Below are 24,969 nucleotides of genomic sequence, written 5' to 3'. Positions count from 1 at the left end.
CGTATTCCCCCTCGCGGGGGGCGGCTCATCGATTCGGGCTGGATTGTGCGTGGGGGCGACTCGCTGCCTTCGGGCGGGTCGGATTGTGCTCGCGTTGGTGGCGGCCCTCCTGTTAGGTGGGCCGCTGAGCATCGCACCGAGCGCGTTTGCAGATCCCCCGCAGTTCGAAGAACACTGCCCGGAGCCCGACCCCAACTGCTGGTCTGACCAGTCGGCTTACCATGCGTTTTATACCCCGCCGGACCCGCTGCCGCCGGGCAGGCCCGGAGCGTTGATCCGGTCCGAGACGCAGAACGGCATCAGGCTCGAGCCGTCCGGGCAGCTTGGGTCGTGGGTCGCCCACGCCACCCGCATCATGTACCGCAGCACTGACGCGCGGAGCAATCCGGTGGCGGATACCGGAACCTACCTCGAACCTAATGACCCGTGGCCAGGCCCCGGCCCGCGGCCGCTGATCGCGTACGCGGCATCGCCGCTCGGCCTAGGGGATCAATGCGCAGAGTCGCGGCTGCTGGATCAGGGCGTCCACTTTTCATCGGGCCAGGATCTGATGCTCAACCTCGACGAGGGCTTCCTCGCCACGATGGTGGCCCGCGGCTTCGGTGTCGTTGTCGCCGACGGCACCGGAGTGGGCACTCCGGGCCCGGTGCCGTTCCTCATCCGTGATGCGGCCGGACCGCCGCTGCTCGACGCCGCGCGAGCGGCGATGCAGTTGCCGGGTACGTCGCTGGACCCCCACGGGCCGGTGGCGCTGTGGGGCTGGTCGGCGACCGGCGGGCAAGTCTCCGCGGACGCAGCCGAAATCGCCGCGGACTACGCGCCCGACCTGAACGTCGTCGGCGCGTGGAGCGGCGCCCCGCCTGCGGACCTGACCCTGCTTCCCCCGTTCGTTGACGGCAACGTCTTCCTGGTGGCGGTGGGGTGGTTGCTCAACGGTGTGTTGGCTGCCTATCCGGAGGCCGCCCCGGTGCTGGCGCCCACGCTCGCGCCTCGAGGCCAGGAGCTGGTTAGCCGCTCGGCGAGCATGTGCCTGGTCGAAGGACTCTGGGATTTCGGCTTCCGCCACCTCGTGCCGTGGAACGCGTTCCTCGGCGCCGCGTATTTCAACACCGACCCCTACGAGCTGTTCAACTCCGAGCCCGTTCATACCATCTTGGCGGCCCAGCGACTCGGAGGCCGGAAACCGGCCATGCCGGTCTTGTTGGAATCCAATCGTTGGGACCCGTTCATACCGTGGGGCGGCGTTCGCCAGCTAGCGCAGGACTGGTGCGACAAGGGCGCCGATGTGCAACTGTGGACTAATTACGAGACGCCATTTTGGGAAAAGCTGGCGATCTTCAATCACGTGCTGCCGTGGTGGGTGGACGGTGAAAGATCGATGGCGTGGATCGCAGACCGATTCAATGGCCCGCCCACCACTCCCAACTGCCAAGAAATCCCAGACATCCAGTAAAGCCCGGTGTCTCGGCCGCGGGAACGTTGGGCGGATTGTCGGCCAGGGCAGGCGGCGGCGACCCACAGGCAAGCCAGCGGGGCACCGTCGGTGCCGGGCCGTCACGGCGTGGATGAAGGTGTGACGGGGATCGGGGTTGTCTACGCGCATCGCCGCACAGCGCGTCATGGGCTTTCAATTGCTCGGCACCGCAATGTATTTGCATCTCACCGCGGCGAAGCCAGGTGATCGACCCGCAACGATGCCATGCCACCAAAGGGGGTTTGAGCTGTTGGGGTAATACTGAGTGATAGTGAGCGCATGAACGTTCGAGTGAGTATGTTGGCGGTGTGAACCTGACGGAGTGGGCGCGTGCTCAGGGCGCGTGGGTGGGGCCCGCCGTTGGCATGCGGGATGGTGTGGTCGAGGTCGCAGTCATAGGCCGGGTGGTCGCAGCCGGGCCAGCGGCAGATCAGATCCCGGCAGCGCACGAAATGGGCCAGCGTTTTGGAGGGCACGTAGCCGGGCTCGGGTGCGGCGTCGCCGGGATGGGTCAGCGGCACCAGCGTGGCCGAAGTAGCCAGTTCGGCGAGGATGAGCCGAGCCGCTTGATCGAACGTATGTTCAAGTACGCCAGACTCCACCCTCGCGCGCATCTTGACGGTAGGTGATACGGGATGGCGCTGAGGCAGCGGTTGTTGACCAAGTCGCAACTGTGGACAACTTATGCGACGACAGCTCTGCCGCGTTACTTACCAGCACATCGGAATCCACCAAGATCGTGTGGTGCTGCGCGAGGCTCGAGCACGATGCTTCTCGCGGCCGGCGGGCCGGCGCACCGGCAACTCGATTTCGCGAAGCGCCCCGAACGAACCGTCGATCGCCTCAAGGTCGGACGCCAGATTGTCGTCAACGCCGGTGAGCGCGCGGTTCAGGAGTTGGCGGATGAGCTCGGCGCGCGACACCCCCTGCTGCGCGGCTAACTTGTCGAGGCTGGCTGTTTGCGCCTCCGCAGGATAGATGTTGGTCCGCTTCATACACCACATCGTGCGTCAGTTTGACGTGGCTGTTGTCGCCGAATCGGCGAGCGTGCGCAAAATGCCGCTCGCGCCGGCGTGTCGACGTACACACACGCACACTCGCGAGGAAGTGGCACGTTCTAGGGTGGAGCTATGCGGGTAGGAGTGCTGGGGTCGAAGGGCAAGGTCGGCGCGACGATGATCCAGGCGGTGCAGGCCGCCGAGGACCTCACCTTATCCGCCGAGGTCGATGCCGGTGATGCGCTGAGCGCGCTGACCGATAACAACACCGAGGTCGTCATCGACTTCACCCATCCCGATGTCGTGATGGATAATTTGAAGTTCTTGATCGACAACGGGATTCACGCTGTCGTCGGAACCACCGGCTTCACCGACGAACGGCTGCAACAGGTGCGGGCGTGGCTGGCCGCCAAACCGGGTGTCGGTGCGCTCGTCGCGCCCAACTTCGCGATCGGGGCGGTGCTGTCCATGCATTTCGCCAAGCAGGCCGCTCCCTTCTACGAGTCGGTCGAGATCATCGAACTTCATCACCCGCACAAGGCCGACGCCCCGTCGGGAACCGCTGCCCGGACCGCCGCGCTGATTGCCGAAGCACGAAAAGAACTGGCGCCCAACCCCGATGCCACCACCGCGAGCTTGCCGGGCGCCCGTGGCGCCGATGTCGACGGTGTCCCGGTGCACTCGGTGCGGCTGGCCGGGCTGGTCGCGCATCAGGAAGTGTTGTTCGGCACCGCGGGGGAGACCTTGACGATCCGCCACGACAGCATGGACCGCACGTCGTTCGTGCCCGGCGTGCTGTTGGCGGTACGGCGGGTCGCCGAACATCCGGGCCTGACGGTGGGAATTGAATCTCTGCTGAACCTGCAATGAGCGGGACGTCGCGGCGTGCGCGCATCCAGCTGACGATCGCGTTCATGTGCGCGGCGTTGCTGGTATACCTCGCGTTGCTGGGCCGGACCGCCGTCCTGATGATCGCCGCCGGGCGTGCCGTCGCGGTCGTTTTGGGCACGGCGCTGTTGATCCTGCCCGCGATCGGCCTCTGGGCGATGATCGCGACCTTGCGGGCGGGCTTTGCCCATCAGAAGTTGGCCCGGCTCGTCGCCGACGACGGGATGGAGCTCGACGTGTCCGCGTTGCCGCGCCGGCCGTCCGGGCGCATCGAGCGCGACGCCGCCGACGCCTTGTTCGACACCGTCCGTGCCGAGCTGGACGGCGACCCGCACAATTGGCGGCGCTGGTATCGGCTGGCGCGCGCCTACGACTACGCCGGGGATCGCACCCGCGCGCGGGAAGCGATGAAAAAAGCCGTGGAGTTGCACCGAGCAATGCAGGGTCGCCAATGAGCAAGACGCTGTTGGTCATTCACCACACGCCGTCGCCGTACATGCAAGAGATGTTCGAGGCGGTGGTCTCCGGGGCGACCGATCCCGAGATCGAGGGCGTGGACGTCGTCCGGCGACCGGCGCTGGCGGTCTCGCCGACCGACGTGCTGTCGGCCCACGGCTACCTACTCGGAAGCCCGGCCAACCTCGGGTACATGAGCGGCGCGCTCAAACATGCCTTCGACGTTTGTTACTACCCATGCCTGGACGCCGCGCGGGGACGACCGTTCGGCCTGTATTTGCACGGCAACGAGGGCACCGAGGGCGCCGAGCGCGGCGTCGATTCCATCACGACCGGCCTGGGATGGGTGAAAGCCGCGGAGTACGTGGTGGTCTCGGGCAAGCCCGACAAAGCCGACCTGCAGGCGTGCTGGGAACTCGGTGCGACGGTCGCGGCTCAGCTCATGCCGTGAGCTGCTCGCTACGGGTCGATGTGCGTTGGCGGGTTGCGCAATATGGGGTCGCCTTCGGCGGGCGGATCGTTCGCGCTCATCGTGTAGCAGTCGGCCTCGGCGGGATTCAGAGGCCCGTTCGGGTAGTACGTCAGGCAGCGCTCCCACATGCCGTCGGAGTCGGGGGGGCTGTCACACAGTTGCGCAAGGGGATGCGTCGCCGATCCCGGGTTCATGCATCCGGCGCTCGCCGGGGCAGCACCGGCAATGAGCCCGCCGGCCATCAACACGGCGGCCAGTCCTGTGACCACGTATTGCTTCATGGAACGAAGCTACCGCCTTTTGGCATGACGATCCGGTGAAAGTGTCAAAACGCAGTGGCGGCATGATGTGATCCGGATGGGAAACGCTCGACCGTGACAAAGGACCGGATGTGACGCGACTGTTGATCGCGAACCGCGGTGAGATCGCGCTCCGGATCATCCGCACCGCATGGCCGGCGGCTCGCTCCGCGCCCCGGAGTTCACCGTCGCCTGGCCGACCGGGGAGATCGGCGGGATGGGCTTGGAAGATGCTGTGCGACTGGGATTCAGCAAGGAGCTGGCCGCGGTTGCAGACCCGATCGAACGCCAGGACCTGTTCGACGAATCGGTCGAGGCGGCCTACCGGCACGGCAAGGTGTTGACGTCGGCCACTACGTTCGAGCTCGACGACGTGATCGACCCGGCCGACTCCCGCGCCTGGATCACCCGGCTGCTGTCCAGAGATGAAAGGAACCCGTTGTCATGAAGGTTGCCGACAAGGTCGCCATCGTCACCGGCGGCGGCAACGGCATCGGCAGCGCGTTGGCCGTCAAGCTGGCACGACACGACGCGCGTGTGGTGGTCGCCGACATAAACGTTAGCGCCGCCGACGCAGTGGCCCGCGCGATCAACGCCGAACGGCCCGGCGGAGCAATCGCTGCGGGTGCTGACGTCGCCGACACCGCGCAGATCCGGCGGGTGATCACGCTCGCGCAAAGCGGATTCGGCCCGGTCGACCTTTATTTCGCGAATGCGGGCATCACCGGCGCCGCCGGGTTGCAGGTCAGCGAGAAAGAGTGGGACCGGTCCTTCGACGTCAATGTGCGGGCGCATGTCCGCGCCGCCCAATTGTTGATACCCGGCTGGATCGAGCGAGGCGAGGGCTACTTCATCAGCACCGCATCAGCCGCAGGGCTGCTCACCCAACTCGGATCAGCGACCTACGCGGTCACCAAGCACGCTGCCGTCGGCTTCGCTGAATGGCTGAACATCACCTACGGCGACCAGGGCGTGCGGGTGAGCTGTCTGTGCCCGATGGGAGTGAACACCAAGCTGCTGTGCGAAGGCGAGCAATCCGGTGACCGGCTCGGTGACCTGGCCACCCGAGCGGTCACCACCGCGGGCGAGGTGCTCGAGCCGGCGGACGTCGCCGACAGCGTGCTGACGGCGATCGACGAGGAACGCTTCCTGATCCTTCCGCACCCCGGCGTGCTGGAGATGTACCGGCAAAAAGGCGCCGACTACGACCGATGGCTGAGCGGGATGCGCCGCTACCAACGCAACTTGTTAGAGGAGGCGTAATGAGCTCACCGCAGCTGGGCGGCCGAACGGCGATCGTCACCGGGGCCTCGCGAGGCATCGGCCTGGCCATCGCGCAGCGATTGGCCGCCGCGGGCGCGAACGTGGTGGTCACTTCCCGCAAGCAGGACAGCGCCGACGCGGCGGCCAGGCAGATCGGCGGCAGCGCCGTCGGCGTGGCCGCCCACGCCGTCGACGAGGACGCGGCCCGACGCTGCGTCGAGAAGACACTCGACCGCTTCGGCAGCGTCGACATCCTGGTCAACAACGCCGGCACCAACCCGGCTTACGGCCCGCTGATCGAGCAGGACCACGCCCGGTTCGCCAAGATCTTCGAGGTCAACCTGTGGGCGCCGTTGCTGTGGACCTCGCTCGTGGCCAAGGCGTGGATGGGCGAGCACGGTGGCGTGATCATCAACACCGCCTCGATCGGCGGCATGCATCAGTCGCCCTACATGGGCATGTACAACGCCACCAAGGCCGCGCTGATCCACGTCACCAAGCAACTGGCGCTTGAACTTTCGCCGCGGGTGCGGGTGAATGCGATCTGCCCGGGCGTGGTTCGCACCAGGCTCGCCGAAGCGCTGTGGAAGGACCACGAAGGCGCCCTGTCGGCGTCGACGGCGGTGGGCCGCATCGGCGAGCCGCCCGACGTCGCGGCCGCAGTCGCGTTCCTGGTGTCCGACGAGGCGAGCTGGATCACCGGCGAAGCCATGGTGATCGACGGCGGTCAGCGACTCGGCGACGCGGCGGCATTCCGATGAGCCAGGATCTACAACGATGCGTGAGCTGCTGTACTCCGACACCGGGGAAGCGCTGCGGGATAGCGTGCGCCGGCTGTTCGCCGACCGGTGCTCGCCGGAATCGGTCATGCGCGCCTATGATCCCCGCGCCGCATGGCTTTTCCGATATCTGGCGTGGGTTGGCCGCCGATCTGGGGATGGCCGGCTTGCTGGTGCCCGAGCACCTCGGCGGCGCGGGCGCGGGTGCTCGTGAGGCGGCCGTGGTCTCAGAGGAGATCGGCCGAGCCGTCGCGCCGGTGCCGTTTTTGTCCAGCTTGGGATTGCGCAGTGGTGCTTCGACACCACGCTGGCGCACATTAAGCAGCGCAAGCAGTTTGGCCGGGCGATCGGGTCTTACCGCCGACATTGGCCCAACTCGGCATCGGCTTCGTGCCGTACAGCCCGCTTGGCAAGGGCTTTCTCACCGGAAGAATCAGCAAGACAACACAATTCGATCACTCCGACATCCGCAGCAGCATTCCCAGGTTCGCCGCCGACGTCCGCGAAACCAACCGCGCCGTGGTTGAGCTGCTGCAGACGATCGCGGCCCGCAAAGGTGCGACACCCGGCCAGATCGCGTTGGCGTGGCTGCTGGCGCACCAGCCCTGGATCGTGCCGATCCCGGGCACCCGGCGCCTGGACCGGCTCTCGGAAAACCTCGGCGCGGCCGACGTCGAGCTGACCGCCCAGGACTTGCGCGAAATCGACGACGCCGCAGCCGGTATCGAGGTGCAGGGCGTGCGCTACCCCGACTTCATGCAGCGGTTGACCGGCCGCTGATTCGGCGGGCCACCTCGCCGTACCGCTCGAACCGCTCCGGATCGCCGGCGGCGTTGTACAGCACCAGCCGCGTCGCGATTCCGGCGTACTTCTCGCTCAGCGCGTCGGCCAGCTTGTCCCACGTCGACTCGGTGGCGAACGCGGCGACATGGTCGTCGCTGACCTGGGCTGTCATGCCGGCGAAGTCGCCGGCCTTTTGCTTCTGCCGAATCCGTGCCGTCGTACCCTCGAACCCGGCCTGGTCCCAGATGAACGCGTAGTTGGGTGTGCTTCCGTAGAAGGCCATGCTGGCGCGCACGGCTTCTCGCTGCTTGTCGCGTTCTTCGTCGGTGTCGCCGACGATCGTCATCACCGGCACGATGATCGCGATGTCCGCATCGCAACGCCGTGCCTTCGCTGCTCCCTCGGCCACGTTCGGCAGCACGTGACGGGCCAGATAGCCGGGCTCGCCGATCGGATGGACATGCACGCCGTCGGCGACTTCGCCCGCCATCCGCAGCATCCACGGATTCACCGCAGCGATATCGACTTTCGGGTCGGGAGCGTTGATGGGCCCCGGATTCCACGGCGGCGTGATGAAATCCAGGTCGTAGAACTCGCCGTGGTGATCGAGCTTTCCGGTGCGGAACGCCGAGAAGCAGGCCTTGACTGCGAGCAGGTAGTCGCGCAGCCGCGGACCGGGCCGCTCGAACGCGGTCCCGTAGCGCCGCACCACGTGCGTGCGCACCTGCGTGCCCAGGCCCAGCCGAAACTTTCCACCGGTCGCATCTTGCAGTTCCCACGCCGTGGCCGCCGTGATGAACGGACTGCGCGGAAATGCCACCGCGACCCCCGTCGATAATTCGAGTCCGGGCGCAGCCTGCGAGGCCACCGCGGCGTTGAGATAGGCCGTGCGGCCCGTCTCGGTGAACAACAGACCGGAAAACCCCGCGGACTGCGTTCGCCGGGCCAGGTCAGCGGTCTGGCCGAGCGGCTGGGGAGTCGTCATCGCGTCGACGTACATGGACTACGCCGTTAGGTGGGTCCCGAAGAAGTCGCGCGTCGCCGCCCAATGCCGTTCGGCCGCGGCGGCGTCATAGGGCTGGTTGTCCGGGACGGCGAACCCGTGCCCGGCCGGGTAGGTCTCGATGGTGTGCTCGACGCCCGCCGCCGTCAGCGCCTTCTCGAGCTGTTCGGCGTGTTCGGCGGTGAACGACGCGTCGTTCTCTGCGCCTGCCACATACACCGCCGCCCGAATCTGGTCGGCCAGCAGATGAGGACTGTCGTCGCCGTCGGTCACCAGCCCGCCGCCGTGGAACGACGCCGCGGCAGCCACCCGGTCGGGCTGCCGGCCGGCCACCACCAGCGAGGTCCGTCCGCCCATGCAGTAACCGGTGGTCCCGAACCGGTCCCCGCTGACCTCCGGGCGAGCGGCCAGGTAGTCGAAGAACGCGCCGGCATCGATGTCCATCTTCAGCGGGGTCACGCTGCCCATCATCGACATCAGCCGCTTGCGCTCCTCAGGGTCGCTGAATGCGGTCTTCATGTCGATGGGCTCCCAGTCGCCCAGGCGGTAGTAGATGTCGGGCAGCAGCACGGCGTAGCCGAAGCCGGCCAGCCTGGTGGCCATTTCGTCGAAGGTGGGGCGCACGCCGCCGGCGTCGGGGTACATGACCACGCCGGGCCAGGGACCCTCCCCGTCGGGGGTGAACAGGCGCACGGTGCAGGTGCCGTCGGCAGTGGTGACGGTGTCGGTGATGTTCGGCATGGCTTCCGTTTTACTCTGACGGCTCGCCAGTACGCTAAGCAGCGTGCCGATCGCCACCCCCTACGAGGATCTGCTGCGCCTGGTGCTCGAGCGGGGCACAGCCAAAGCCGACCGCACCGGCACCGGAACCCGCAGCCTGTTCGGCCACCAGATGCGATACGACCTGTCGGCCGGCTTCCCGCTGATCACCACCAAGAAGGTGCACTACAAGTCGGTGGTCTACGAGCTGCTGTGGTTTTTGCGCGGTGACTCCAACGTCGGCTGGTTGCGGCAGCACGGAGTCACGATCTGGGACGAATGGGCAAGCGACACCGGCGATCTCGGTCCCGTCTACGGCGTGCAGTGGCGGTCCTGGCCCACCCCGTCCGGTGAACACGTCGATCAGATCGGCGCAGCGCTGCAGCTGCTGCGGACCGATCCGGATTCGCGGCGCATCATCGTGTCGGCGTGGAACGTCGGCGATATCCCGCAGATGGCGTTGGCACCGTGCCATGTGCTGTTCCAGTTCTACGTGGCCGACGGCCGGCTCAGCTGTCAGCTTTATCAGCGCAGCGCCGACCTGTTCCTCGGCGTGCCGTTCAACATCGCCAGCTATGCGCTGCTGACCCACATGATGGCCGCGCAATCCGGTTTGGCGGTCGGCGAATTCATCTGGACCGGCGGGGACTGCCACATTTACGACAACCACGTCGAGCAGGTCACCGAGCAGCTGGGCCGTGACCCGCGGCCGTACCCGAAACTGGTTTTAGCGCATCGTGATTCGATCTTCGACTATCGTTACGATGATGTCGTCGTGCAGGACTATCACCCGCATCCCGCGATCAAAGCTCCCGTCGCGGTATGACCGGCCTGAGCTTGATTTGGGCTCAGTCGACGTCCGGGGTCATCGGCCGCGGGGGCGGTATTCCATGGCGGTTGCCCGAGGACCTGGCCCGCTTCCAGGCGCTCACGATGGGGCACACCGTGGTGATGGGCCGGCGCACCTGGGAGTCGCTGCCGGCGAAGTTTCGGCCGCTGCCAGGCCGGCGGAATATCGTGCTGACCCGGCAGAGCGGCTTCACGGCCGACGGCGCGACGGTGGTGCGAAGTCTCGACGAGGCGCTAGCTGATCCAGACACCTGGGTAGTGGGCGGCGAGCAGATCTACACGCTGGCGGCGCCGCGCGCCAGCCGGTGCGAGGTTACCGAGGTCGACATCGACCTGCCACGTGATGACGGAGAAATCGTCGCACCGGTGCTCGACGACACGTGGGTCGGTACGACGGGAGAGTGGCAGACCAGCCGCACCGGCCTGCGGTACCGGTTCCACAGTTATGTTCGCTCATGACAGCGCCAGGCAACCCGTGACATACTCGATTCGGGTCGGTTTCATCGGATTTACCAGGCATTTCAGGAAGGAGAATCGCGCGTGAAGAGCGGACCGGCACACAAGTTCCCTCGTGTTCTTCTTGGCTACGATCCGCTGGCCGTCGAGACCTACATGGACGAGTCGACCACCGAGCGGCAGTCGCTGCTCGACGAGATCGAGCACCTGACGACCCGGCTGAAGAAATATGCCGATGACACAGCCGCGCTGCGAAAAGAGGTCGCCCTCCTCAACGACACCTCGTCGTCGCCACACGCGATGGCGCATCGCATCGCCAAACTGCTGCGACACGCGGTCGACGAGGTTGCCCAGATGCGTGCCGAGGCCCAGGCCGAGGTAGCGGCGTTGGTCGCGACAATTGAGTCGGAGGGCGAGGCCGCGCGTCAAAAGCATGACGAGATGTTGGCGGACGTGGCGGCGCAGCGAAGCGCCCTGGAAGCCGAGTGCGCTGAAGCAAGGGAAAAGCTCGAGGCCGAACTGGCCGGTCTGCGCGCCGACGCCCACAAGGCGCGTGAGCAGCTCCTCGCCGACGCCAACAAGGCGCGTGAGCAGCTCCTCGCCGACGCCAACCGGGAGGCTGATGATTATCGTGAGCAGGCCCGGCGTGCGGCGGACGAGGCGAATCTGCAACGGATCAAGATCCTGGAGGATCTCATGCTCGCGTACCGCGGGCTGGAATCGGTCCCGGCCACGCTCGAGTCGGCATACCGCGATCGACACGAGTCGTCGGGCGCCGGCGTCGTGCTGCCATTCGAGCAGAAAACCAGTGCGGGGTAAGACCGGCTGAGCTTCCACGCTGAGCGCAGTCGACAAGGTCGGACGGATCGTTGTTGCGGCCCAAAGGTTTAGCGGGTCGCGGTCCGGTAGCCGGATCGACCGGCGCCCATGCGGCGGCTGATCGTGACCTCCGTTTCGACGAAGACCATGACATACTCGGCCTCAGGGGTTGGTTCTGCCGGGTTGCCAAGCGATTTCAGAAGGGGAGTTGGTTGTGGAGCCCGAATCCACGAACACATTCACTCGCAGGTTCCTCGGATACGATCCGGCTGCGGTCGATGCCCACATCGAGATGTTGACCACCAAGCAGCAGTTGGTGCTCGACGATGTCGAGAGCTTGAGGGCCCGGCTGAATGAGCTCGGCGATGAGGCAGCCGGGTTGCGCAAAGAGGTCGCCCAGCTCACCGAAACCTCGCCCACGCCGCATGCGACGCAACAGCGGATGGCGAATATGCTGCGGCGTGCGGTCGACGAGGTCGCCGAGATGCAGGCCGAGGCGCGGACTGAGGCGGAGGCGCTGATCGCCGCGGCCGAGGCGAAGGTCGAGGCCGAGCAGCAGAAGCACAAAGAGCGGCTGGCGGACTTGGATGCGCAGTTCAAAGCCCGGGAAGCCGAGTATGCGAAAGCCGAGGAAACGTTGCACGCCGAACTGGACAGGATGCGCACTGACGCGCAGGCGGAACGTGAGCAGCTGCTCGCCGACGTGAAATTCGAGGCCGACCATTATCGCGAGCAGGCCCGGCGGAAGACGGACGAGGCGATTGCGCACCGAGTCGAGATCCTCGAGCAGTTGATGGGCGTCTACCGCGAGCTGGAAGCGGTACCGGCCGACCTGGAGTCGGCATACCGAGAGCTCAAGAATCCGGAGGCGTGAGCTCGCCGCAGCATGGCCGCCGAGATTGCCGGTACCAAGCGGTACTCTCGGCGCCGTGTCTACCTGGCCCGTGAGGCTATCCGCCGTGCAAGCCCGGCGGATAGCCGTTGCGGCTCAGGGCTTTCGCGAGCCCCGGCCCCGGCGGTGCGGTTACCCGGGCGCATTTGCGGCGGCTGATCGCACGCATCCAAGTGCTGCAACAGACGCTGCAGGACGTCGCTGACCTTGCAAAGGTACGCCGGCCTGTCGTCAGCATGTGGCGAAAGCGGCCGATTGTGCGCGGCGTGTCGATTCCATTTCCGGCGCCGGTGGAGATCACCGATGGGGTCGCGCGGTTCGCCCGCGATGAGGTGGTCGAATGGCTGACGCGCACGGGCCGAGGCAACAACGCCGAGCACGCCTACGACGCACCTGCGGTTGCGGTACCCGACGGCGTGGCCCTTGAGGATGTCGTCACGCTGCTGTGCTGGCATGTGTTGACGGGACAAGAACTCGCAGGCACATCGTTGCCGCACCGCGTTGGGCTGGCGGAGGAATTCGACCCGGATGACTTGTCCTTGTTGCGCGAGATCCGAGGCGTGCAGGCATCGGAGGCACTGCTCACCTACGTCGACGATCTGGTGGAGGCGTCGTTCGGCCCACCCGATGCGTTGGCACGCCTTGAGCAAGGTCGCCTGAAGCGCACGCTAGGCGCGCGTGAACTCACCCGCGCCGCGGTCGAGATGCTCGGCTGGATCGTTGAGGCGGCGGCCACACATCTTGAGCACGAGCCCGTGGTTATGCGCGCCGATGATTGGGTTGCGCTTGACATCGCGGCGGCATGTGAACTCGGGGTCGTGTCCAACGACCGAGCGCTTCGCCGCAGAGCGGTGATTCGCGGCATCGCGGTCGGTGAACCGGCTGCACGGCCACGCATTTCAGTGTCATCGCTTGTTGGCTTGGACATCGGCGATGCACTTGACCGCGCTGATGACGTGGTTGTCGCGTTGGATGAAGACGACGTCGCGGTGCTGCTTGGTCCGGCCGCGGCGTTGTCCGACGAGCTGGCGGCAACCCTGCAGCAACGGCGGGCCACGACCTTGCGGGTTGGCAATTTGGTTGCGGCCATTCGACTTCCGCGCGGCCTGTGGCGCGAGGCGCACCGCCAGAGCCTCGCACTGTGGATATGCCTGGGAGGCGCCAACGCGCAGCGGCCCTGGGTAGCCGATCTCGGCGTCGTTGACCATCTCGAACGCGGCGATATTGCCGCGGACATCGCCGGGGCGTTGGCCCAGACCGAGGATCGCGCATTCCGGTACGCCCGCCGTATCGACCTGGCCAGCGTGCTCGCCGCGGGCTCCGTGGTACCGCGCGGGGTGCGCGCACCGACCTTGCGTGAGGCCGACCCGGCACGCCACCTCGAACGCGTGCATGCCGCAACCTTGACGACGACGTCACCGCTGGAGCCGTTGGATGTCCTGGTAGAGCCGTCGCCAGGCCGTTTCCGATTGCTGTACCGATCACTCGGTGAGCTACACGAGCGCAAGCATTTGATTGTCAAGCGCGGCAGCCGAATCGACTTCGCCGATGCTTCGCCTGATGGAACGGTGCCGGTCCTGCCGGCCGAAATGGCACGGCGTGTTGCGCTCGACCCGATCGACGCGGCGCGCAAGTACCCGCGTGCGGCCCGCACCGACCCGGGCGATGTGATCTTCATCGAGAAGCCGCGCCCGCGGGCGTGGGTTGACCCGGTTGGCGGGGCGATGGTCGCTTCGCCGGCGCGGATCATCCGGCTGCAGGAGTCGGCCGAAATCGGGCCGACGGTGTTGGCGACAGTGATCAACGAAATGGCAGCTGTCGGAAGCGAATGGAAGACTTGGACCGTTCCGGCGATGCGGCGCGACGAGGCCGCGCGACTCGAAGCGGCTCTGATGCGCGCTGATGAGTTCGAACGCGAAGCGCGCCGACGAGCCGATGCGGCAAGGGATTTGAAGACGGCGCTGATCAATGGGGTCGCCGCCGGTGCCCTCACGCTCGATGCGCAACCCACCACGCCCGGTGTTGCCGCGGCCGAAAGATAGGAAGGAATTCTTCAATGCCTCCGAGGAAGAAGCAGCTGGAGCCGCAGGCGCCGTCGACCATGAAAGAGCTCAAGGACACGCTTTGGAAGGCCGCCGACAAGCTGCGCGGATCTCTCTCGGCCAGCCAGTACAAGGATGTGATCCTGGGCCTGGTGTTCCTCAAATACGTGTCGGACGCATACGAGGAACGGCGAGACGCGATTCGGGCCGAGCTCGCCGCCGACGGCATGGACGAATCACAAATCGAAGACCTGATCGACGATCCCGAGGAATACCACGGCTACGGCGTATTCGTGGTGCCCCCGAATGCGCGCTGGAACTTCTTGGCGGAGAACGCAAAAGGCAAGCCAGCGGTCGGTGACGAACTTGCGAAGAACGTTGGTCAGCTCATCGACGAGGCGATGGACGCGGTGATGAAGGCAAACCCGACGCTGGCCGGGACGCTGCCGCGGTTGTACACCAAGGACAACATCGACCAGCGGCGGCTGGGCGAGCTGATCGACTTGTTTAACAGCTCACGATTCAGCCGCCAAGGCGAGCACCGTGCCCGCGATCTGATGGGGGAGGTTTACGAGTACTTCCTCGGCAAGTTCGCTCGCGCGGAGGGCAGGCGGGGAGGGGAGTTCTTCACCCCGCCCAGCGTGGTCAAGGTGATCGTCGAGGTGCTCGAACCGTCGAAGGGGCGGGTGTATGACCCGTGCTGCGGGTCGGGCGGCATGTTCGTGCAAACGGAGAAGTTCATCTATGAGCACGACGGCGATCCGAAGGACATCTCGATCTACGGCCAGGAGAGCATCGAGGAGACCTGGCGGATGGCGAAAATGAACCTCGCCATTCACGGCATAGACAACAAGGGCCTCGGTGCGCGGTGGGGCGACACCTTCGCCCGCGATCAGCACGGCGATGTGCAGATGGACTACGTGATGGCCAATCCGCCGTTCAACATCAAGCATTGGTCGCGAAACGAGGAAGATCCGCGCTGGCGGTTCGGCGTTCCACCGGCAAACAACGCCAACTACGCCTGGATCCAACACATCCTGTCCAAGCTGGCCCCGGGCGGTAAGGCGGGCGTGGTGATGGCCAACGGCTCGATGTCGTCGAACTCGAACGGCGAGAGCGAGATTCGCGCACAGATCGTGGAAGCCGATCTTGTGTCTTGTATGGCTGCGCTGCCCACCCAGCTGTTCCGCAGCACGGGAATCCCGGTGTGCTTGTGGTTTTTCGCCATGGACAAGGCGGCGGGTAAGCAGGGTTCGATCGACCGCACGGGTCAGGTGCTGTTCATCGACGCCCGCGAGCTGGGCTACATGGTCGACCGGGCCGAGCGTTCCCTGACGAACGAGGAAATCGTCCGCATTGGCGACACCTATCATGCCTGGCGGGGATCTGCGTCAGCTGCCGCGAAAGGGATTGTCTACGAAGATATTCCGGGCTTCTGCAAGTCTGCCACGCTTGCGGAGATCAAGGCGGCTGATTATGCGCTCACACCCGGGCGGTACGTCGGCGCGCCAGAGGCCGAAGACGACGGTGAGCCGATCGACGAGAAGATCGCGCGTTTGACGAAGGAGCTACTGGCGGCGTTCGACGAGTCGGCGCGCTTGGAGAATGTGGTTCGGGAGCAGCTGGAGCGGATTGATGGGTGAGTTTGAAGTGATTGCACTCGGAGAACTCGGCGCCGATCGGCCAGCGGCATTCGCGACGGGGCCGTTTGGCTCTGCGGTGTCCGCGAAGAACTTTGTGCGCGCAGGCGTTCCCATGCTCCGTGGAAGTAATCTGAGCGAAGACATCGGTGTTCGGCTCGACGAATCTGACCTGGTATTTGTCCCTGAGGAGCTCGCTCGCCAATATTCTCGCTCGATCGTTGGACTCGGCGATTTGATATTCACCTGCTGGGGAACCGTTGGCCAACTGGGAATCCTTGACGGTAGTAGTCGTTTCGACAGGTATCTTGTCTCGAACAAGCAGATGAAGGTGACGGTTGACGACCATCGGGTGATTCCTCTATATCTGTACTACTACCTCTCCCAGCGCAGCATGATTGAACTGGTGCGGGGGCAGGCGATCGGTAGTTCGGTGCCGGGCTTTAATCTTGGGCAGCTCAAATCTATCCCTATACGGCTACCCGCTTTGAAGGTGCAGCGGGCCATCGTGGACGTGTTGGGTGCCCTCGATGACAAGATCGCCGCGAACGAGCGCATTCGCTTGACTGCCGATGACTTGCTCGCTGCAGTGTTTGATCGCTTACGTGCAGGATCGCGTCATACTGAACTCAGGGCCATCAGCACCGTTAATCGCGTTGTGACTAACCCTGTTCCGGGTGGAGAGCTGCGCTACGTCGATATCTCGTCAGTGGGGCAGAGCTTGTTTGTCTTCCCGGAGCCGATGTCGTGGGATGACGCGCCGGGCCGGGCAAGACGAGTCCTGTCCGCGGGGGACACCATTTGGTCTACCGTCCGGCCGAATAGACGGTCACATGCTCTTGTACTTGATGATGACCCACTCTTGGTCGCCTCGACGGGATTGGCGGTGCTGACCCCAAACCCCGGTCGGGTCGCTGGGTTGTTCCAAGCGACGAAGACGGATGAGTTTGTCTCCTACCTGGAGTCGGTGGCGGAAGGGAGCGCATACCCCGCCGTTCGCGCGGACCGCTTCGAGCGCGCACCCGTACCCGACCTTTCGGAAGATCAGTGGAACTCGTTCGAACGGCTAGCATTGCCGCTACGCCGTCGTTCTCATGTAGCAGAACGTGAATCACGTCGACTCACCAGGATGCGCGACGAACTACTTCCGCTCCTGATGTCGGGCAAGGTCCGGGTCAAGGATGCCGAAGCTGCGGTGAGTGAAGTCCTGTGACCACCGCGGAGAACGGCTCATGACCGAACACCATGAGAGGCCGACACGAGCCGTATCACCATGTCGCGCTAATCGAGAAGCTCGACGGCGCTGACCTGCGACTACGGTATGCCCAGGCCGCTATCGAAGATGGGTGGAGCCGCGACGTCCTACTCAAGGTCGGCGATTTCGATCCCAGCTACTTGGGGCAACTCGGCACCTACATGGCCGCGGTCGACGATCTGCTGCGCCACCCTAATGACAAGCCGACCATTGGGCTGCTGTTGTGCAAAACCAAGAACAACGTCATCGCCGAGTATGCCCTGCGCGGTTACGCGCCGATCGGTGTAGCGGAGTGGAAGACCGCCATCACCGAGAGCCTGCCCGCCGAACTCGAATCCAGCCTGCCCGCAGTCGAAGAACTCGAAGCCGAGTTGGCAGACGAGCCCGGCAGCGTCGCGCACGAAGGAGAGGACCAATGACCGGATTCAGCGAAGCCGACTGGGAACAACTCGCCCTGGACGTACTCGGCGAACGCGAGTGGCCAAAACTCACCGGAACACAGATCGCTCCCGGCGCTGAGGGCGGCCGGCAGTCATGGGATGACATTGTCCTGCCCGACCGCATGCTCACCAAGATGCGCGAACTCAATCCCCACGTTCCAGCCGAATACCTCGACCAAGCCCGCGCCGCTACCATCCAGCCGCAGTCCCAGGATGCGATCGCCGAAAACTACCGGATACACAAGATCCTTGTCGAGGGCTACCGCGGCGTCAGCTACATCGATGCAGATGGCATCGAGCAGAACCCGACCATCCGGCTGGTCAGCCACCGACCCGAGGACAATGAATTCCTTGCAGTGCAACAGGTTACGGTTCGCAGCGCCGAGCACCAGCGCCGCTTCGACGTCGTGCTGTACCTCAACGGCATGCCGGTCGCCATCTTCGAGCTCAAGCAGGCCGGCTCGGTTCACGCCGACATCGCTGCGGCGCATGCGCAATTGCAAAGCTATCTGCGAGAGTTCCCGATGGCCTTCCGCTTCGCGGTGCTGACCGTTGTCAGCGATGGCATCACCGCCCGATACGGAACACCGTTCACGCCACTGGAGCACTTCGCGCCGTGGAACGTCGACGATGACGGTCGAGTGGTGCAGTTTGGCGAGCCGGGCGACGGCGAGAACGTCCCGATCGAGCTCGAAACTCTCATTGATGGGCTGTTCAACACCGAGCGGTTCCTGCAGCTGCTACGCAACTTCACCGCCTTCGACGAAGATGGCGATGGGCTCGCCAAGCGAATCGCCAAGCCGCACCAGTACTTTGCTGTCACCAAAGCCGTGTGGAAAACCGTGGAAGCCGCGGAAAGCAACGGCAAGGCCGGTGTTGTCTGGCACACGCAAGGCTCTGGCAAGTCGATGGAGATGGAGCTCTACGCGCACTTAGTCGCTAAGCAGCCCAAGCTCAAAAATCCGACTATCGTCGTGGTCACCGACCGCAAGGAGCTCGACACCCAGCTCTTCGAGACCTTCAACCGCTCGCGGTTGCTCGCCGAATCACCACAGAAGGTGATCAAGCGCTCAGAGCTGCGTGACGAGCTCTCCAACCGAACCACCGGCGGGATCTACTTCACCACGCTGCAAAAGTTCAGCCTGACCGAGGACGAGCGCAAATCTGGTGCGGATCATCCGTTGCTTACCGACCGGCGCAACATCATCGTCGTCGTCGACGAGGCCCACCGCAGCCACTACGACGACCTCGACGGCTTCGCCCGTCACATCCGTGACGCCCTGCCGAACGCCGTGTTCATTGCGTTCACCGGCACGCCAATCTCATTCGCCAACCGCAACACCCGCGAAGTCTTCGGCCCAGACATCGACGTGTACGACCTGACCCGGGCGGTCGCCGACAACGCCACCGTGCCAGTGTATTTCGAGCCTCGGCTCGCCAAAGTCGGATGGTCGAAGGACTTCAGCGAAGAAGACCTCGACCACGCGGTCGACGAGGCAACCCTGGGACTCGACGACGTGGAGCGCGCCCAGATCGAAAAGTCGGTGGCGGTCATCAACGCGATCTACGGTGCGCCCGAGCGGCTAGCGGTGCTGGCCGAGGACATCGTCAACCACTGGGAAGCGCGATCGGAGGAAATGCGCAAGTTCATCTCCTCACCTGGCAAGGCATTCATCGTCGGCGCCACCCGCGAGATCTGCGCACAACTCTACGAGGAGATCATCAAACTGCGACCGGACTGGCACGACGGCTCCATCGACAAGGGCGTGATCAAAGTTGTCTACTCCGGCACCCCGCAGGACCAGCCCATAATCGCCAAACATGTGCGCCGGGAAAGCCAGAACAAGACGATTCAGAAGCGGCTGCGTGACGCCGAGGACGAGCTGCAGATCGTGATTGTCAAGGACATGATGCTTACCGGTTTCGACGCGCCGCCGCTGCACACGCTCTACCTCGACCGGCCGCTCAAGGGTGCGCTGTTGATGCAGACATTGGCGCGCGTCAACCGGACGTTCCGCGGCAAGCCCGCTGGCCTGCTGGTTGCCTACGCGCCGTTGGCCGACAACCTGGCTGCGGCGCTTGCCGAATACACCGAGACGGACCGCAACACCAAGCCTGTCGGCAGGGACGTTCGGGAAGAGGTTGTTGAGGACACCAAGAAACTCGTGGACCAGCTCGATGAGCTCTGCGCGGGATATGACTGGCGCTCGAAAGTCAGCGCATCACAGCATGGATGGATGAAGGCCGCGATCGGCCTCACCGCATACCTGCGCTCGCCATCCACCCCCGGCAACCAGGTGCCGGAGGGCGAGCCGACTCTCGGAGACCGATTCCGGAATCTGGCCAACCACTTGGCGCGGGCGTGGTCGCTGTGCGCGGGCAACGAAACCCTGGATACTCTACGGCCGACAGTCAAGTTCTACGAGCAGGTCCGGGTCTGGATGGGCAAGTTCGACGCCCAGCAACGCCAAGCCGAAGGCAAGCCCATTCCCGACGACATCAAACGGCTGTTGTCCAGTCTCGTCGCGGAGTCGACCGCGTCGGGTGAGATCGTCGACATCTACGACGCGGCCGGCCTGCCCAAACCGTCGCTGTCCGAACTCGGCCCCGACTATGAAGCCAGGGCCAAGGCCGCGGCGCACCCGCACCTGGCGATCGAGGCATTGCGCGCCGAACTGACCCGGGAGCTTGCGGCGGCGACGAAGAACAACGTGGTGCGGCAGCGCGCGTTCTCCGATCGGATCGCCGGCCTGATGCGCCGCTACACCAACCAGCAGCTCACCTCCGCCGAGGTGATCGCGGAATTAATCGCGATGGCGAAAGAAGTCGCCGCTGAGGGTAACCGGGGCAAGCGTTTCACCCCGCCGCTCTCGCACGACGAGCTGGCCTTCTACGACGCGGTGGCACAGAACGAATCGGCCGTCGAGTTGCAGGGGGAGGAGGTGCTGGCCCAGATCGCCCGTGAGCTTGTCGGCGTGATGCAGCGCGACACGAAGACGGACTGGACCGTGCGTGACGACGTGCGCGCAAAGCTACGGTCGTCTATCAAGCGGCTGCTGGTGAAATACAGATATCCGCCGGACAAACAGCCCGAAGCGATCAAGCTGGTCATCGAGCAGATGGAGGCGCTCGCACCGGAATACGCGGAGCGGGCCCGCCGCGTGGCAAAGGGGGAACACCATGAGTGATCGGCTGTTTCGTGCATTCGAGACCGTCCAGGAGAAGTATGTGCGTGACCCTCAATTCGCCGATGCCGAGGCCCGTCATCGGCATGTTCGGTGGCTGCGGGAAGAGCAGGAGCGGATTGCCGGCCAGGTCTGGGACGAAATGGATCGCGACCGAGCGCCGGACGGGTTGCACGGCGTCGACGCAGTGAACGCGGCGCTGGACGCCTATGCCCGTGCCGAAGACATGGTGATCGAGCACGAGATCATTGGCCGCTTACCGCGCAGGCAGTTGCATGAGCTTCGTAACGGCTGGTCATATCGGGAATCGGAGTTCACCGAGCCGCTTGACCCTGCCGCAGTCAGCACCGGCCCAGAGAGTACGAAGCACTGGTATCAGCGCGCCAGCGAGGCTGACGTGTCCGTCGAACCAGTTGGTAATCCTAACGACTACGGACTGGGCACGATCGATCCCATCGAAAACGTCGCGCTGGCGCCCCGCGGGACTGGACCGATGCCGACAATAAAGCGGCGATGGAGGAAGCGATCCGGATCTACGGCCTGGAGCCGGGGCAGTGGATTGAGCTGGAATGGCCACCGACAGCTGGCCTCTGGGACCCAGGCAACGTCTACGCCACTGAATTCGAACCGTGCGAGGCGCACGCCGAGCCCGACGACGCCGGTGCCTGGGATGACTGCCCGGATTGTCAGGATTCGGTGCGCGAAGTCATTGAGCGGATGGCGCAGTGGAAGTGGACCACCGAGTTACGCATCTATCAGATCGGATTCGATGCAGGGGGCAACGAACGGGACGAGGAAGTGTATAGCGACAACGCGTTCGAGGTGGCGATCATCGAGCAGGATCCGCGGGAAATCCTAATCGGGTCGCCGGGTGAGGGGCGACAGTGGTGAGGAGATTACGGCAGAACCGATCGGCGGCTGAATGACCCACCACAGCGCCACCGTGACCGGTTGGACGCCAATCCGGATTCGGGCATACCCGAGGACGTCTACGAGGTGATACGCAAGCGGGCCCGCGCTGCGGGGCGCTCCATCCAGTCCCACGTGCGAGCCTGGGTGATCGACTTCGGAAGAAGCGCGGTGGGCTACCGAAGTGGCGCGCGAGCTGGGCACACCAGGAGTGTCCAGGGAGTCGATCTTTGCCGATCTGGCTGCGAACGGCAGGCGATCGCTGTAGCTGTCCTAGCGTCAACAAGTGTCGCTGTCTTGTCCTTGCTGGGTCAGGTAGAGTTACCGTTCGACCCGGTTTGGCGAGGAGGGCGCCATGGCAAGCGAGATTCTTGATGTGGTTCCAGTGGCGTTGGAGACCGCATCGGGAGTCATTGCGCGGCATGCTACGCGGGTGGCGTCGTCGTCTGGGTCGTTAACCGCGACCGCAGAAATGTCGGGTGTTGCCGCCGCCGCCGCCGTGCACGGTGCGTTCCATGGCTATTGCGCGGCGTTTTCGGTACGACTCTCATCCGCGTCGGCCGCGCTAGTGGGTGCGGCCCGTTCTTTCACCGCGATGGAGGACACCAACCGCGCCGAGCTGGCGTCCATCACTCCAGGGGACATGCCGGTCCTTGGGGTGTAGCTGTGGCTGCTACCGGCGGGCCCATGACGCGATCACGCATCGAGCTGTTCGACCAGACGGCCACCGTGTTGTCGAATTTAGCGGATTGCTTGCGGGCGGGCGCGCCACGGCTGCAGGAAGCCGCCGACGCCTACGTTGAGCAGATCAACGCCCCCAATGGCACCGAGTGGGAGGGGGGGTACCGCCACTCGGTACTTCGAGGAGGCGCACGCCGATCGGCTGCTGGTGGTGTTACCTTTGGTCGTCCATGCCGACGGCGTGGCCAATATCGCTGCGCAAGGCTCGGATAACCTGCTTGGCGCGCGAGCAGCTGCGTTGGAGACAATCGCCCAAGCCGAAGAGGACGACTTCGCCGTCGGCGAGGATTTGTCGGTCGCGGATAACCATCCCTGGAATTCACCTGCCGACCAGGCCGCCCGTCAGGCTGCCGCGATAGCGCACCGCAACTACATCGCCCACTGCGCCGGACGACTTGAGGCCGAAAACCTACGCATTGCGACCCAACTGGACGCGGGTGCGGCGGAGATGGCTGGCATGGTCCCTGCGCATTGGCGCCAGCCTCACACGGCCTTCGGCCAGCCTGCTCCTCGTGAGCCCAACGCCAACAATCAAGACCGGCAGGGCAGCGTCCACGCCGTCGGCCACCGCACCTGGAAACAAGATCCACCGACACCAAGTCCTGGTGATCCCAATGCTCCCGGAGGACCTCTCAAACCTGTTAGAACCGGGCAAGACGTCAAAGATCTCCTGCGAACGCTGGAGCCTGGCGTAAACAAACCACATCGCCAAGTCGAGTGGCCTGAAGATACCCGCCGTTTGTATGACTGGCTTGTCAGGAACTCGGTGGGAGAGGCTCCACCATCCACCTACCCAGGGCAGGGGCGGGTATTAGACGACGGAACAGTCATTCAAATCCGCGAGGGCAGTACATCAGGTGGTCCAACGATCGACGTGACCTATCCTGACGGGTCAACGCAGAAGGTCCACCTACCGCTGCCGATCATTAGTCCTCCGCCGGAGTTGCCGCCAGTGGTCGGGCATCCCCCAGTGGCGCTCGCTCCACCACAGGTCGGGCATCCTGCCCAGGTTCCGTTGCCCCCGACGCAGGTCGTCGAGCCGGCGACGCTGCCGCCGTGGCTGCAAAACCCTTCACCCCCGGGCTTCACCGTCACTCCGGCGCAACCACCGCTATTCCCTCCTTGGGATGATCCGGGCGTTCCTGCGGCGCCTGCACCGGCTCCCTCAACCACTGTGGCGGCACCACCTGTGCTTCCGCCGGGGGCGATCAAAGCGGGAGAAGAAGCAGCAGGAGCGGGCGGGATCCTGGGTATAGGCATTTGGATTTTGCGCCAGCTCAGCAACCTGCCCTACGTTCTTTCACCCTCATCATGACATCCCAGGACCGCGCCGACGAGTGGCAACGGTTAGCCACGGCATCGACGATCGTCGACGCTGTGAAGCCATACGTCGATGACTTTGCGCATCTCGGTGCCAATGATCAGTCAGGGTGGTTGAAGCGGTTACAGATCCCAGACGGGTGGCGTATCGCCCAGCTGGAGGGCGGGGATGCTGCGCCGGCTCGGATCGCAGTGCGCGGTGCGCGTAGCAGCGGAGGCTGGGATGGCAGCGAGACGATCACCATCTTTGGGTTCACCGGCATCTTCCCGATAGCATTGGTGTACAGCAACATTGACTGCACGTTGCGCGCTCTGGACGCCGCCGACATCACCACCCGGGTTCTGACGGCCCCGCCGACTCCTGGAGTGGTGGCCGTGCGCGCCAGCGGATACTTGAGCGCCGCAGGGCTGCAGGTATGGGCGCAATACAGCACCTACATAACTGGCTCCGAGCAGCTCGGCGCCGGTCGGCTGATCGCCCACAGTGTATTTGTCGAATCCGGTTGTCGGACAAAATTGGCCGAGGATGTGACTCAGCTCAGCGACGCGGTGCATCAGGGGTTCGTCGCCAGCATCGGGGTCATCGCTGGTAATGGGAGAGTTAGTCGTCGCTCGCCACCACAAGAGCCACGCTTCCAGCAGCGCGGTCAATCAGCACAAACTCGTGAAATCCAGTCGTCCCCACGACCCCTCCCCAGTCGTGCTCAGCCGTCCGACGGAGGTCGGCCAACTGGTAGCGGGTAATGGCGTTACGGATGCGCGGATACAGTTCGTGTTCCAGCTCGGCGCGGTTTTCATCAGGCAGCGGCGTGGCGTATTCAGCCCAGGTCCGTAGCAGTGCTTCGGCGTCGGCGGACTCCACTTGCGAAAAAGACTCGGGCGTGATGGCTTTCAGCCAGTAGGGTCCGTGGATGTCGACCATGTCTTTATCACCAGTACCCGCATAGCTGTCGCGGTAGCGGACATGGCGCAGCAAGAGCTCCAGCGCTGCCCGATCATCAACGTCCTCGGATAGCGCGAACAGCTTAATAACAACCCACTGGCGCGAAGTGCGGAAGTTTATGAACACCTCGCCCTGATAGACCAGCTGTTCCTCAACCGGCTTCGACTCATCCGCCTTTAGCGACCTACTCTCACTCACATCCTTGTCTCCGCTCGATTCTTGCTCCTATACTCTGCTGGCTCTGGCTAGCTTCGCGCAAGTCACCATCGAGCCGGTTGCTTTTCCAGTTGGGAGCACCAATTTC

The 24,969-nt window shown here is 64.6% G+C and carries 24 protein-coding genes and 4 pseudogenes; 22 read left to right on the top strand and 6 right to left on the bottom strand.

Annotated elements, in window-relative coordinates:
- Positions 1 to 97 precede the first annotated feature (97 nt).
- A complete protein-coding gene (locus tag M5I08_RS18755; protein WP_249762897.1) occupies positions 98 to 1,453 on the top strand; it encodes a lipase family protein in 1,356 nt (451 codons plus the stop codon).
- Positions 1,454 to 1,824: 371 nt separating this feature from the next.
- On the opposite strand, the pseudogene M5I08_RS18750 reads toward M5I08_RS18755, so the two are convergent.
- Together M5I08_RS18750 and M5I08_RS18745 are read right to left on the bottom strand one after the other, a co-directional pair.
- Positions 1,825 to 2,028, bottom strand: a pseudogene (locus M5I08_RS18750) (HNH endonuclease signature motif containing protein); the annotation flags it as partial.
- Positions 2,029 to 2,184: 156 nt separating this feature from the next.
- Entirely contained in the window at positions 2,185 to 2,469 is a 285-nt protein-coding gene (locus tag M5I08_RS18745) for a ribbon-helix-helix domain-containing protein (RefSeq protein WP_219065461.1), read from the bottom strand.
- A gap of 135 nt (positions 2,470 to 2,604) precedes the next feature.
- Here M5I08_RS18745 and dapB point away from each other — a divergent pair, with 135 nt between their 5' ends.
- Genes dapB through M5I08_RS18730 form a run of 3 tightly spaced genes read left to right on the top strand, consistent with a single transcriptional unit; the run spans position 2,605 to position 4,267 of the window.
- On the top strand, positions 2,605 to 3,342 hold the full coding sequence (gene dapB / locus M5I08_RS18740) for a 4-hydroxy-tetrahydrodipicolinate reductase (protein WP_219065460.1): 738 nt from the start codon (positions 2,605 to 2,607) through the stop codon (positions 3,340 to 3,342).
- Positions 3,339 to 3,815 (top strand): tetratricopeptide repeat protein, encoded by a 477-nt coding sequence (locus M5I08_RS18735; RefSeq protein ID WP_219065459.1) that lies wholly within the window; start codon positions 3,339 to 3,341, stop codon positions 3,813 to 3,815. Before dapB ends, M5I08_RS18735 begins: the two co-directional genes overlap by 4 nt.
- Positions 3,812 to 4,267 carry a flavodoxin family protein gene (locus M5I08_RS18730; protein WP_219065458.1) on the top strand — a complete coding sequence of 152 codons (456 nt, stop codon included), beginning with the start codon at positions 3,812 to 3,814 and terminating at the stop codon, positions 4,265 to 4,267. Before M5I08_RS18735 ends, M5I08_RS18730 begins: the two co-directional genes overlap by 4 nt.
- A gap of 8 nt (positions 4,268 to 4,275) precedes the next feature.
- On the opposite strand, the gene M5I08_RS18725 is transcribed toward M5I08_RS18730, so the two are convergent.
- Positions 4,276 to 4,569 (bottom strand): CDGP domain-containing protein, encoded by a 294-nt coding sequence (locus M5I08_RS18725; protein WP_219065457.1) that lies wholly within the window; start codon positions 4,567 to 4,569, stop codon positions 4,276 to 4,278.
- Positions 4,570 to 4,738: 169 nt separating this feature from the next.
- Here M5I08_RS18725 and M5I08_RS18720 point away from each other — a divergent pair.
- From M5I08_RS18720 to M5I08_RS18700, 5 genes and pseudogenes are all read left to right on the top strand, one after another.
- A pseudogene (locus M5I08_RS18720) lies at positions 4,739 to 5,035 on the top strand (hypothetical protein); the annotation flags it as partial.
- On the top strand, positions 5,032 to 5,850 hold the full coding sequence (locus M5I08_RS18715) for an SDR family oxidoreductase (protein WP_219065456.1): 819 nt from the start codon (positions 5,032 to 5,034) through the stop codon (positions 5,848 to 5,850). The pseudogene M5I08_RS18720 and the gene M5I08_RS18715, both read left to right, overlap by 4 nt.
- Positions 5,850 to 6,611 carry an SDR family oxidoreductase gene (locus M5I08_RS18710; protein ID WP_219065455.1) on the top strand — a complete coding sequence of 254 codons (762 nt, stop codon included), beginning with the start codon at positions 5,850 to 5,852 and terminating at the stop codon, positions 6,609 to 6,611. The genes M5I08_RS18715 and M5I08_RS18710 overlap by 1 nt, the downstream gene beginning before the upstream one ends.
- Positions 6,612 to 6,627: 16 nt before the next feature.
- A pseudogene (locus M5I08_RS18705) lies at positions 6,628 to 6,925 on the top strand (acyl-CoA dehydrogenase family protein); the annotation flags it as partial.
- Between the two features lie 94 nt (positions 6,926 to 7,019).
- On the top strand, positions 7,020 to 7,409 hold the full coding sequence (locus tag M5I08_RS18700; protein ID WP_249762896.1) for an aldo/keto reductase: 390 nt from the start codon (positions 7,020 to 7,022) through the stop codon (positions 7,407 to 7,409).
- Here M5I08_RS18700 and M5I08_RS18695 read toward each other — a convergent pair.
- Together M5I08_RS18695 and M5I08_RS18690 are read right to left on the bottom strand one after the other, a co-directional pair.
- Positions 7,384 to 8,412 carry a TIGR03617 family F420-dependent LLM class oxidoreductase gene (locus tag M5I08_RS18695; protein ID WP_219065454.1) on the bottom strand — a complete coding sequence of 343 codons (1,029 nt, stop codon included), beginning with the start codon at positions 8,410 to 8,412 and terminating at the stop codon, positions 7,384 to 7,386. The two genes, M5I08_RS18700 and M5I08_RS18695, sit on opposite strands and share 26 nt — an antisense overlap.
- 3 nt (positions 8,413 to 8,415) lie before the next feature.
- A complete protein-coding gene (locus M5I08_RS18690) occupies positions 8,416 to 9,156 on the bottom strand; it encodes a dienelactone hydrolase family protein (RefSeq protein ID WP_219065453.1) in 741 nt (246 codons plus the stop codon).
- 43 nt (positions 9,157 to 9,199) lie between these two features.
- On the opposite strand from M5I08_RS18690, the gene M5I08_RS18685 reads away from it, so the two are divergent.
- The 13 genes and pseudogenes from M5I08_RS18685 to M5I08_RS18625 all read left to right on the top strand — a co-directional run bounded on the left by M5I08_RS18685 (position 9,200) and on the right by M5I08_RS18625 (position 23,717).
- A complete protein-coding gene (locus M5I08_RS18685) occupies positions 9,200 to 10,000 on the top strand; it encodes a thymidylate synthase (protein WP_219065452.1) in 801 nt (266 codons plus the stop codon).
- The gene (locus M5I08_RS18680; protein WP_219065451.1) at positions 9,997 to 10,482 is read left to right on the top strand and encodes a dihydrofolate reductase; all 486 of its coding nucleotides are present in this window, start codon (positions 9,997 to 9,999) and stop codon (positions 10,480 to 10,482) included. The genes M5I08_RS18685 and M5I08_RS18680 overlap by 4 nt, the downstream gene beginning before the upstream one ends.
- 153 nt (positions 10,483 to 10,635) lie before the next feature.
- On the top strand, positions 10,636 to 11,298 hold the full coding sequence (locus M5I08_RS18675) for a cell division protein DivIVA (RefSeq protein WP_249763404.1): 663 nt from the start codon (positions 10,636 to 10,638) through the stop codon (positions 11,296 to 11,298).
- A 208-nt stretch (positions 11,299 to 11,506) separates the two neighbouring features.
- On the top strand, positions 11,507 to 12,172 hold the full coding sequence (locus M5I08_RS18670; protein ID WP_370328508.1) for a cell division protein DivIVA: 666 nt from the start codon (positions 11,507 to 11,509) through the stop codon (positions 12,170 to 12,172).
- 70 nt (positions 12,173 to 12,242) lie between these two features.
- A pseudogene (locus M5I08_RS18665) lies at positions 12,243 to 12,393 on the top strand (winged helix-turn-helix domain-containing protein); the annotation flags it as partial.
- Positions 12,367 to 14,232, top strand: a complete 1,866-nt coding sequence (locus tag M5I08_RS18660; protein WP_370328659.1) for a hypothetical protein — start codon at positions 12,367 to 12,369, stop codon at positions 14,230 to 14,232. The pseudogene M5I08_RS18665 and the gene M5I08_RS18660, both read left to right, overlap by 27 nt.
- A 14-nt stretch (positions 14,233 to 14,246) precedes the next feature.
- The gene (locus M5I08_RS18655; protein ID WP_219065448.1) at positions 14,247 to 15,875 is read left to right on the top strand and encodes a class I SAM-dependent DNA methyltransferase; all 1,629 of its coding nucleotides are present in this window, start codon (positions 14,247 to 14,249) and stop codon (positions 15,873 to 15,875) included.
- The gene (locus M5I08_RS18650; RefSeq protein ID WP_219065447.1) at positions 15,868 to 17,085 is read left to right on the top strand and encodes a restriction endonuclease subunit S; all 1,218 of its coding nucleotides are present in this window, start codon (positions 15,868 to 15,870) and stop codon (positions 17,083 to 17,085) included. The genes M5I08_RS18655 and M5I08_RS18650 overlap by 8 nt, the downstream gene beginning before the upstream one ends.
- A gap of 32 nt (positions 17,086 to 17,117) precedes the next feature.
- Positions 17,118 to 17,546 (top strand): PDDEXK nuclease domain-containing protein, encoded by a 429-nt coding sequence (locus M5I08_RS18645; protein WP_249762895.1) that lies wholly within the window; start codon positions 17,118 to 17,120, stop codon positions 17,544 to 17,546.
- Complete coding sequence (locus M5I08_RS18640) at positions 17,543 to 20,755, top strand: type I restriction endonuclease subunit R (protein WP_249762894.1); 3,213 nt, start codon at positions 17,543 to 17,545, stop codon at positions 20,753 to 20,755. Before M5I08_RS18645 ends, M5I08_RS18640 begins: the two co-directional genes overlap by 4 nt.
- A gap of 510 nt (positions 20,756 to 21,265) precedes the next feature.
- Positions 21,266 to 21,643: a hypothetical protein gene (locus M5I08_RS18635; protein WP_219065445.1), complete on the top strand. Its 378-nt coding sequence runs from the start codon at positions 21,266 to 21,268 to the stop codon at positions 21,641 to 21,643.
- Positions 21,644 to 22,016: 373 nt separating this feature from the next.
- A complete protein-coding gene (locus M5I08_RS18630) occupies positions 22,017 to 22,325 on the top strand; it encodes a hypothetical protein (RefSeq protein ID WP_219065444.1) in 309 nt (102 codons plus the stop codon).
- Positions 22,326 to 22,481: 156 nt separating this feature from the next.
- Positions 22,482 to 23,717 carry a hypothetical protein gene (locus M5I08_RS18625; protein ID WP_219065443.1) on the top strand — a complete coding sequence of 412 codons (1,236 nt, stop codon included), beginning with the start codon at positions 22,482 to 22,484 and terminating at the stop codon, positions 23,715 to 23,717.
- A 606-nt stretch (positions 23,718 to 24,323) separates the two neighbouring features.
- Here M5I08_RS18625 and M5I08_RS18620 read toward each other — a convergent pair.
- The gene (locus tag M5I08_RS18620) at positions 24,324 to 24,863 is read right to left on the bottom strand and encodes a hypothetical protein (RefSeq protein WP_219065442.1); all 540 of its coding nucleotides are present in this window, start codon (positions 24,861 to 24,863) and stop codon (positions 24,324 to 24,326) included.
- Positions 24,864 to 24,969: the final 106 nt, after the last annotated feature.

The organism is Candidatus Mycobacterium methanotrophicum, from assembly GCF_023515995.1.
In the GTDB taxonomy this organism is placed as follows: domain Bacteria; phylum Actinomycetota; class Actinomycetes; order Mycobacteriales; family Mycobacteriaceae; genus Mycobacterium; species Mycobacterium methanotrophicum.
This window is presented reverse-complemented; position numbering and strand designations above follow the sequence as displayed.

What these genes read in the sequence shown, in the direction of transcription:
- M5I08_RS18745 (WP_219065461.1), bottom strand. Translation starts at nt 2,469, where the DNA reads ATGAAGCGGACCAACATCTATCCTGCGGAGGCGCAAACAGCCAGCCTC.
- dapB (WP_219065460.1), top strand. Translation starts at nt 2,605, where the DNA reads ATGCGGGTAGGAGTGCTGGGGTCGAAGGGCAAGGTCGGCGCGACGATG.
- M5I08_RS18735 (WP_219065459.1), top strand. Translation starts at nt 3,339, where the DNA reads ATGAGCGGGACGTCGCGGCGTGCGCGCATCCAGCTGACGATCGCGTTC.
- M5I08_RS18730 (WP_219065458.1), top strand. Translation starts at nt 3,812, where the DNA reads ATGAGCAAGACGCTGTTGGTCATTCACCACACGCCGTCGCCGTACATG.
- M5I08_RS18725 (WP_219065457.1), bottom strand. Translation starts at nt 4,569, where the DNA reads ATGAAGCAATACGTGGTCACAGGACTGGCCGCCGTGTTGATGGCCGGC.
- M5I08_RS18715 (WP_219065456.1), top strand. Translation starts at nt 5,032, where the DNA reads ATGAAGGTTGCCGACAAGGTCGCCATCGTCACCGGCGGCGGCAACGGC.
- M5I08_RS18710 (WP_219065455.1), top strand. Translation starts at nt 5,850, where the DNA reads ATGAGCTCACCGCAGCTGGGCGGCCGAACGGCGATCGTCACCGGGGCC.
- M5I08_RS18695 (WP_219065454.1), bottom strand. Translation starts at nt 8,412, where the DNA reads ATGTACGTCGACGCGATGACGACTCCCCAGCCGCTCGGCCAGACCGCT.
- M5I08_RS18690 (WP_219065453.1), bottom strand. Translation starts at nt 9,156, where the DNA reads ATGCCGAACATCACCGACACCGTCACCACTGCCGACGGCACCTGCACC.
- M5I08_RS18680 (WP_219065451.1), top strand. Translation starts at nt 9,997, where the DNA reads ATGACCGGCCTGAGCTTGATTTGGGCTCAGTCGACGTCCGGGGTCATC.
- M5I08_RS18675 (WP_249763404.1), top strand. Translation starts at nt 10,636, where the DNA reads ATGGACGAGTCGACCACCGAGCGGCAGTCGCTGCTCGACGAGATCGAG.
- M5I08_RS18655 (WP_219065448.1), top strand. Translation starts at nt 14,247, where the DNA reads ATGCCTCCGAGGAAGAAGCAGCTGGAGCCGCAGGCGCCGTCGACCATG.
- M5I08_RS18650 (WP_219065447.1), top strand. Translation starts at nt 15,868, where the DNA reads ATGGGTGAGTTTGAAGTGATTGCACTCGGAGAACTCGGCGCCGATCGG.
- M5I08_RS18645 (WP_249762895.1), top strand. Translation starts at nt 17,118, where the DNA reads ATGAGAGGCCGACACGAGCCGTATCACCATGTCGCGCTAATCGAGAAG.
- M5I08_RS18640 (WP_249762894.1), top strand. Translation starts at nt 17,543, where the DNA reads ATGACCGGATTCAGCGAAGCCGACTGGGAACAACTCGCCCTGGACGTA.
- M5I08_RS18635 (WP_219065445.1), top strand. Translation starts at nt 21,266, where the DNA reads ATGGAGGAAGCGATCCGGATCTACGGCCTGGAGCCGGGGCAGTGGATT.
- M5I08_RS18630 (WP_219065444.1), top strand. Translation starts at nt 22,017, where the DNA reads ATGGCAAGCGAGATTCTTGATGTGGTTCCAGTGGCGTTGGAGACCGCA.
- M5I08_RS18625 (WP_219065443.1), top strand. Translation starts at nt 22,482, where the DNA reads ATGGCACCGAGTGGGAGGGGGGGTACCGCCACTCGGTACTTCGAGGAG.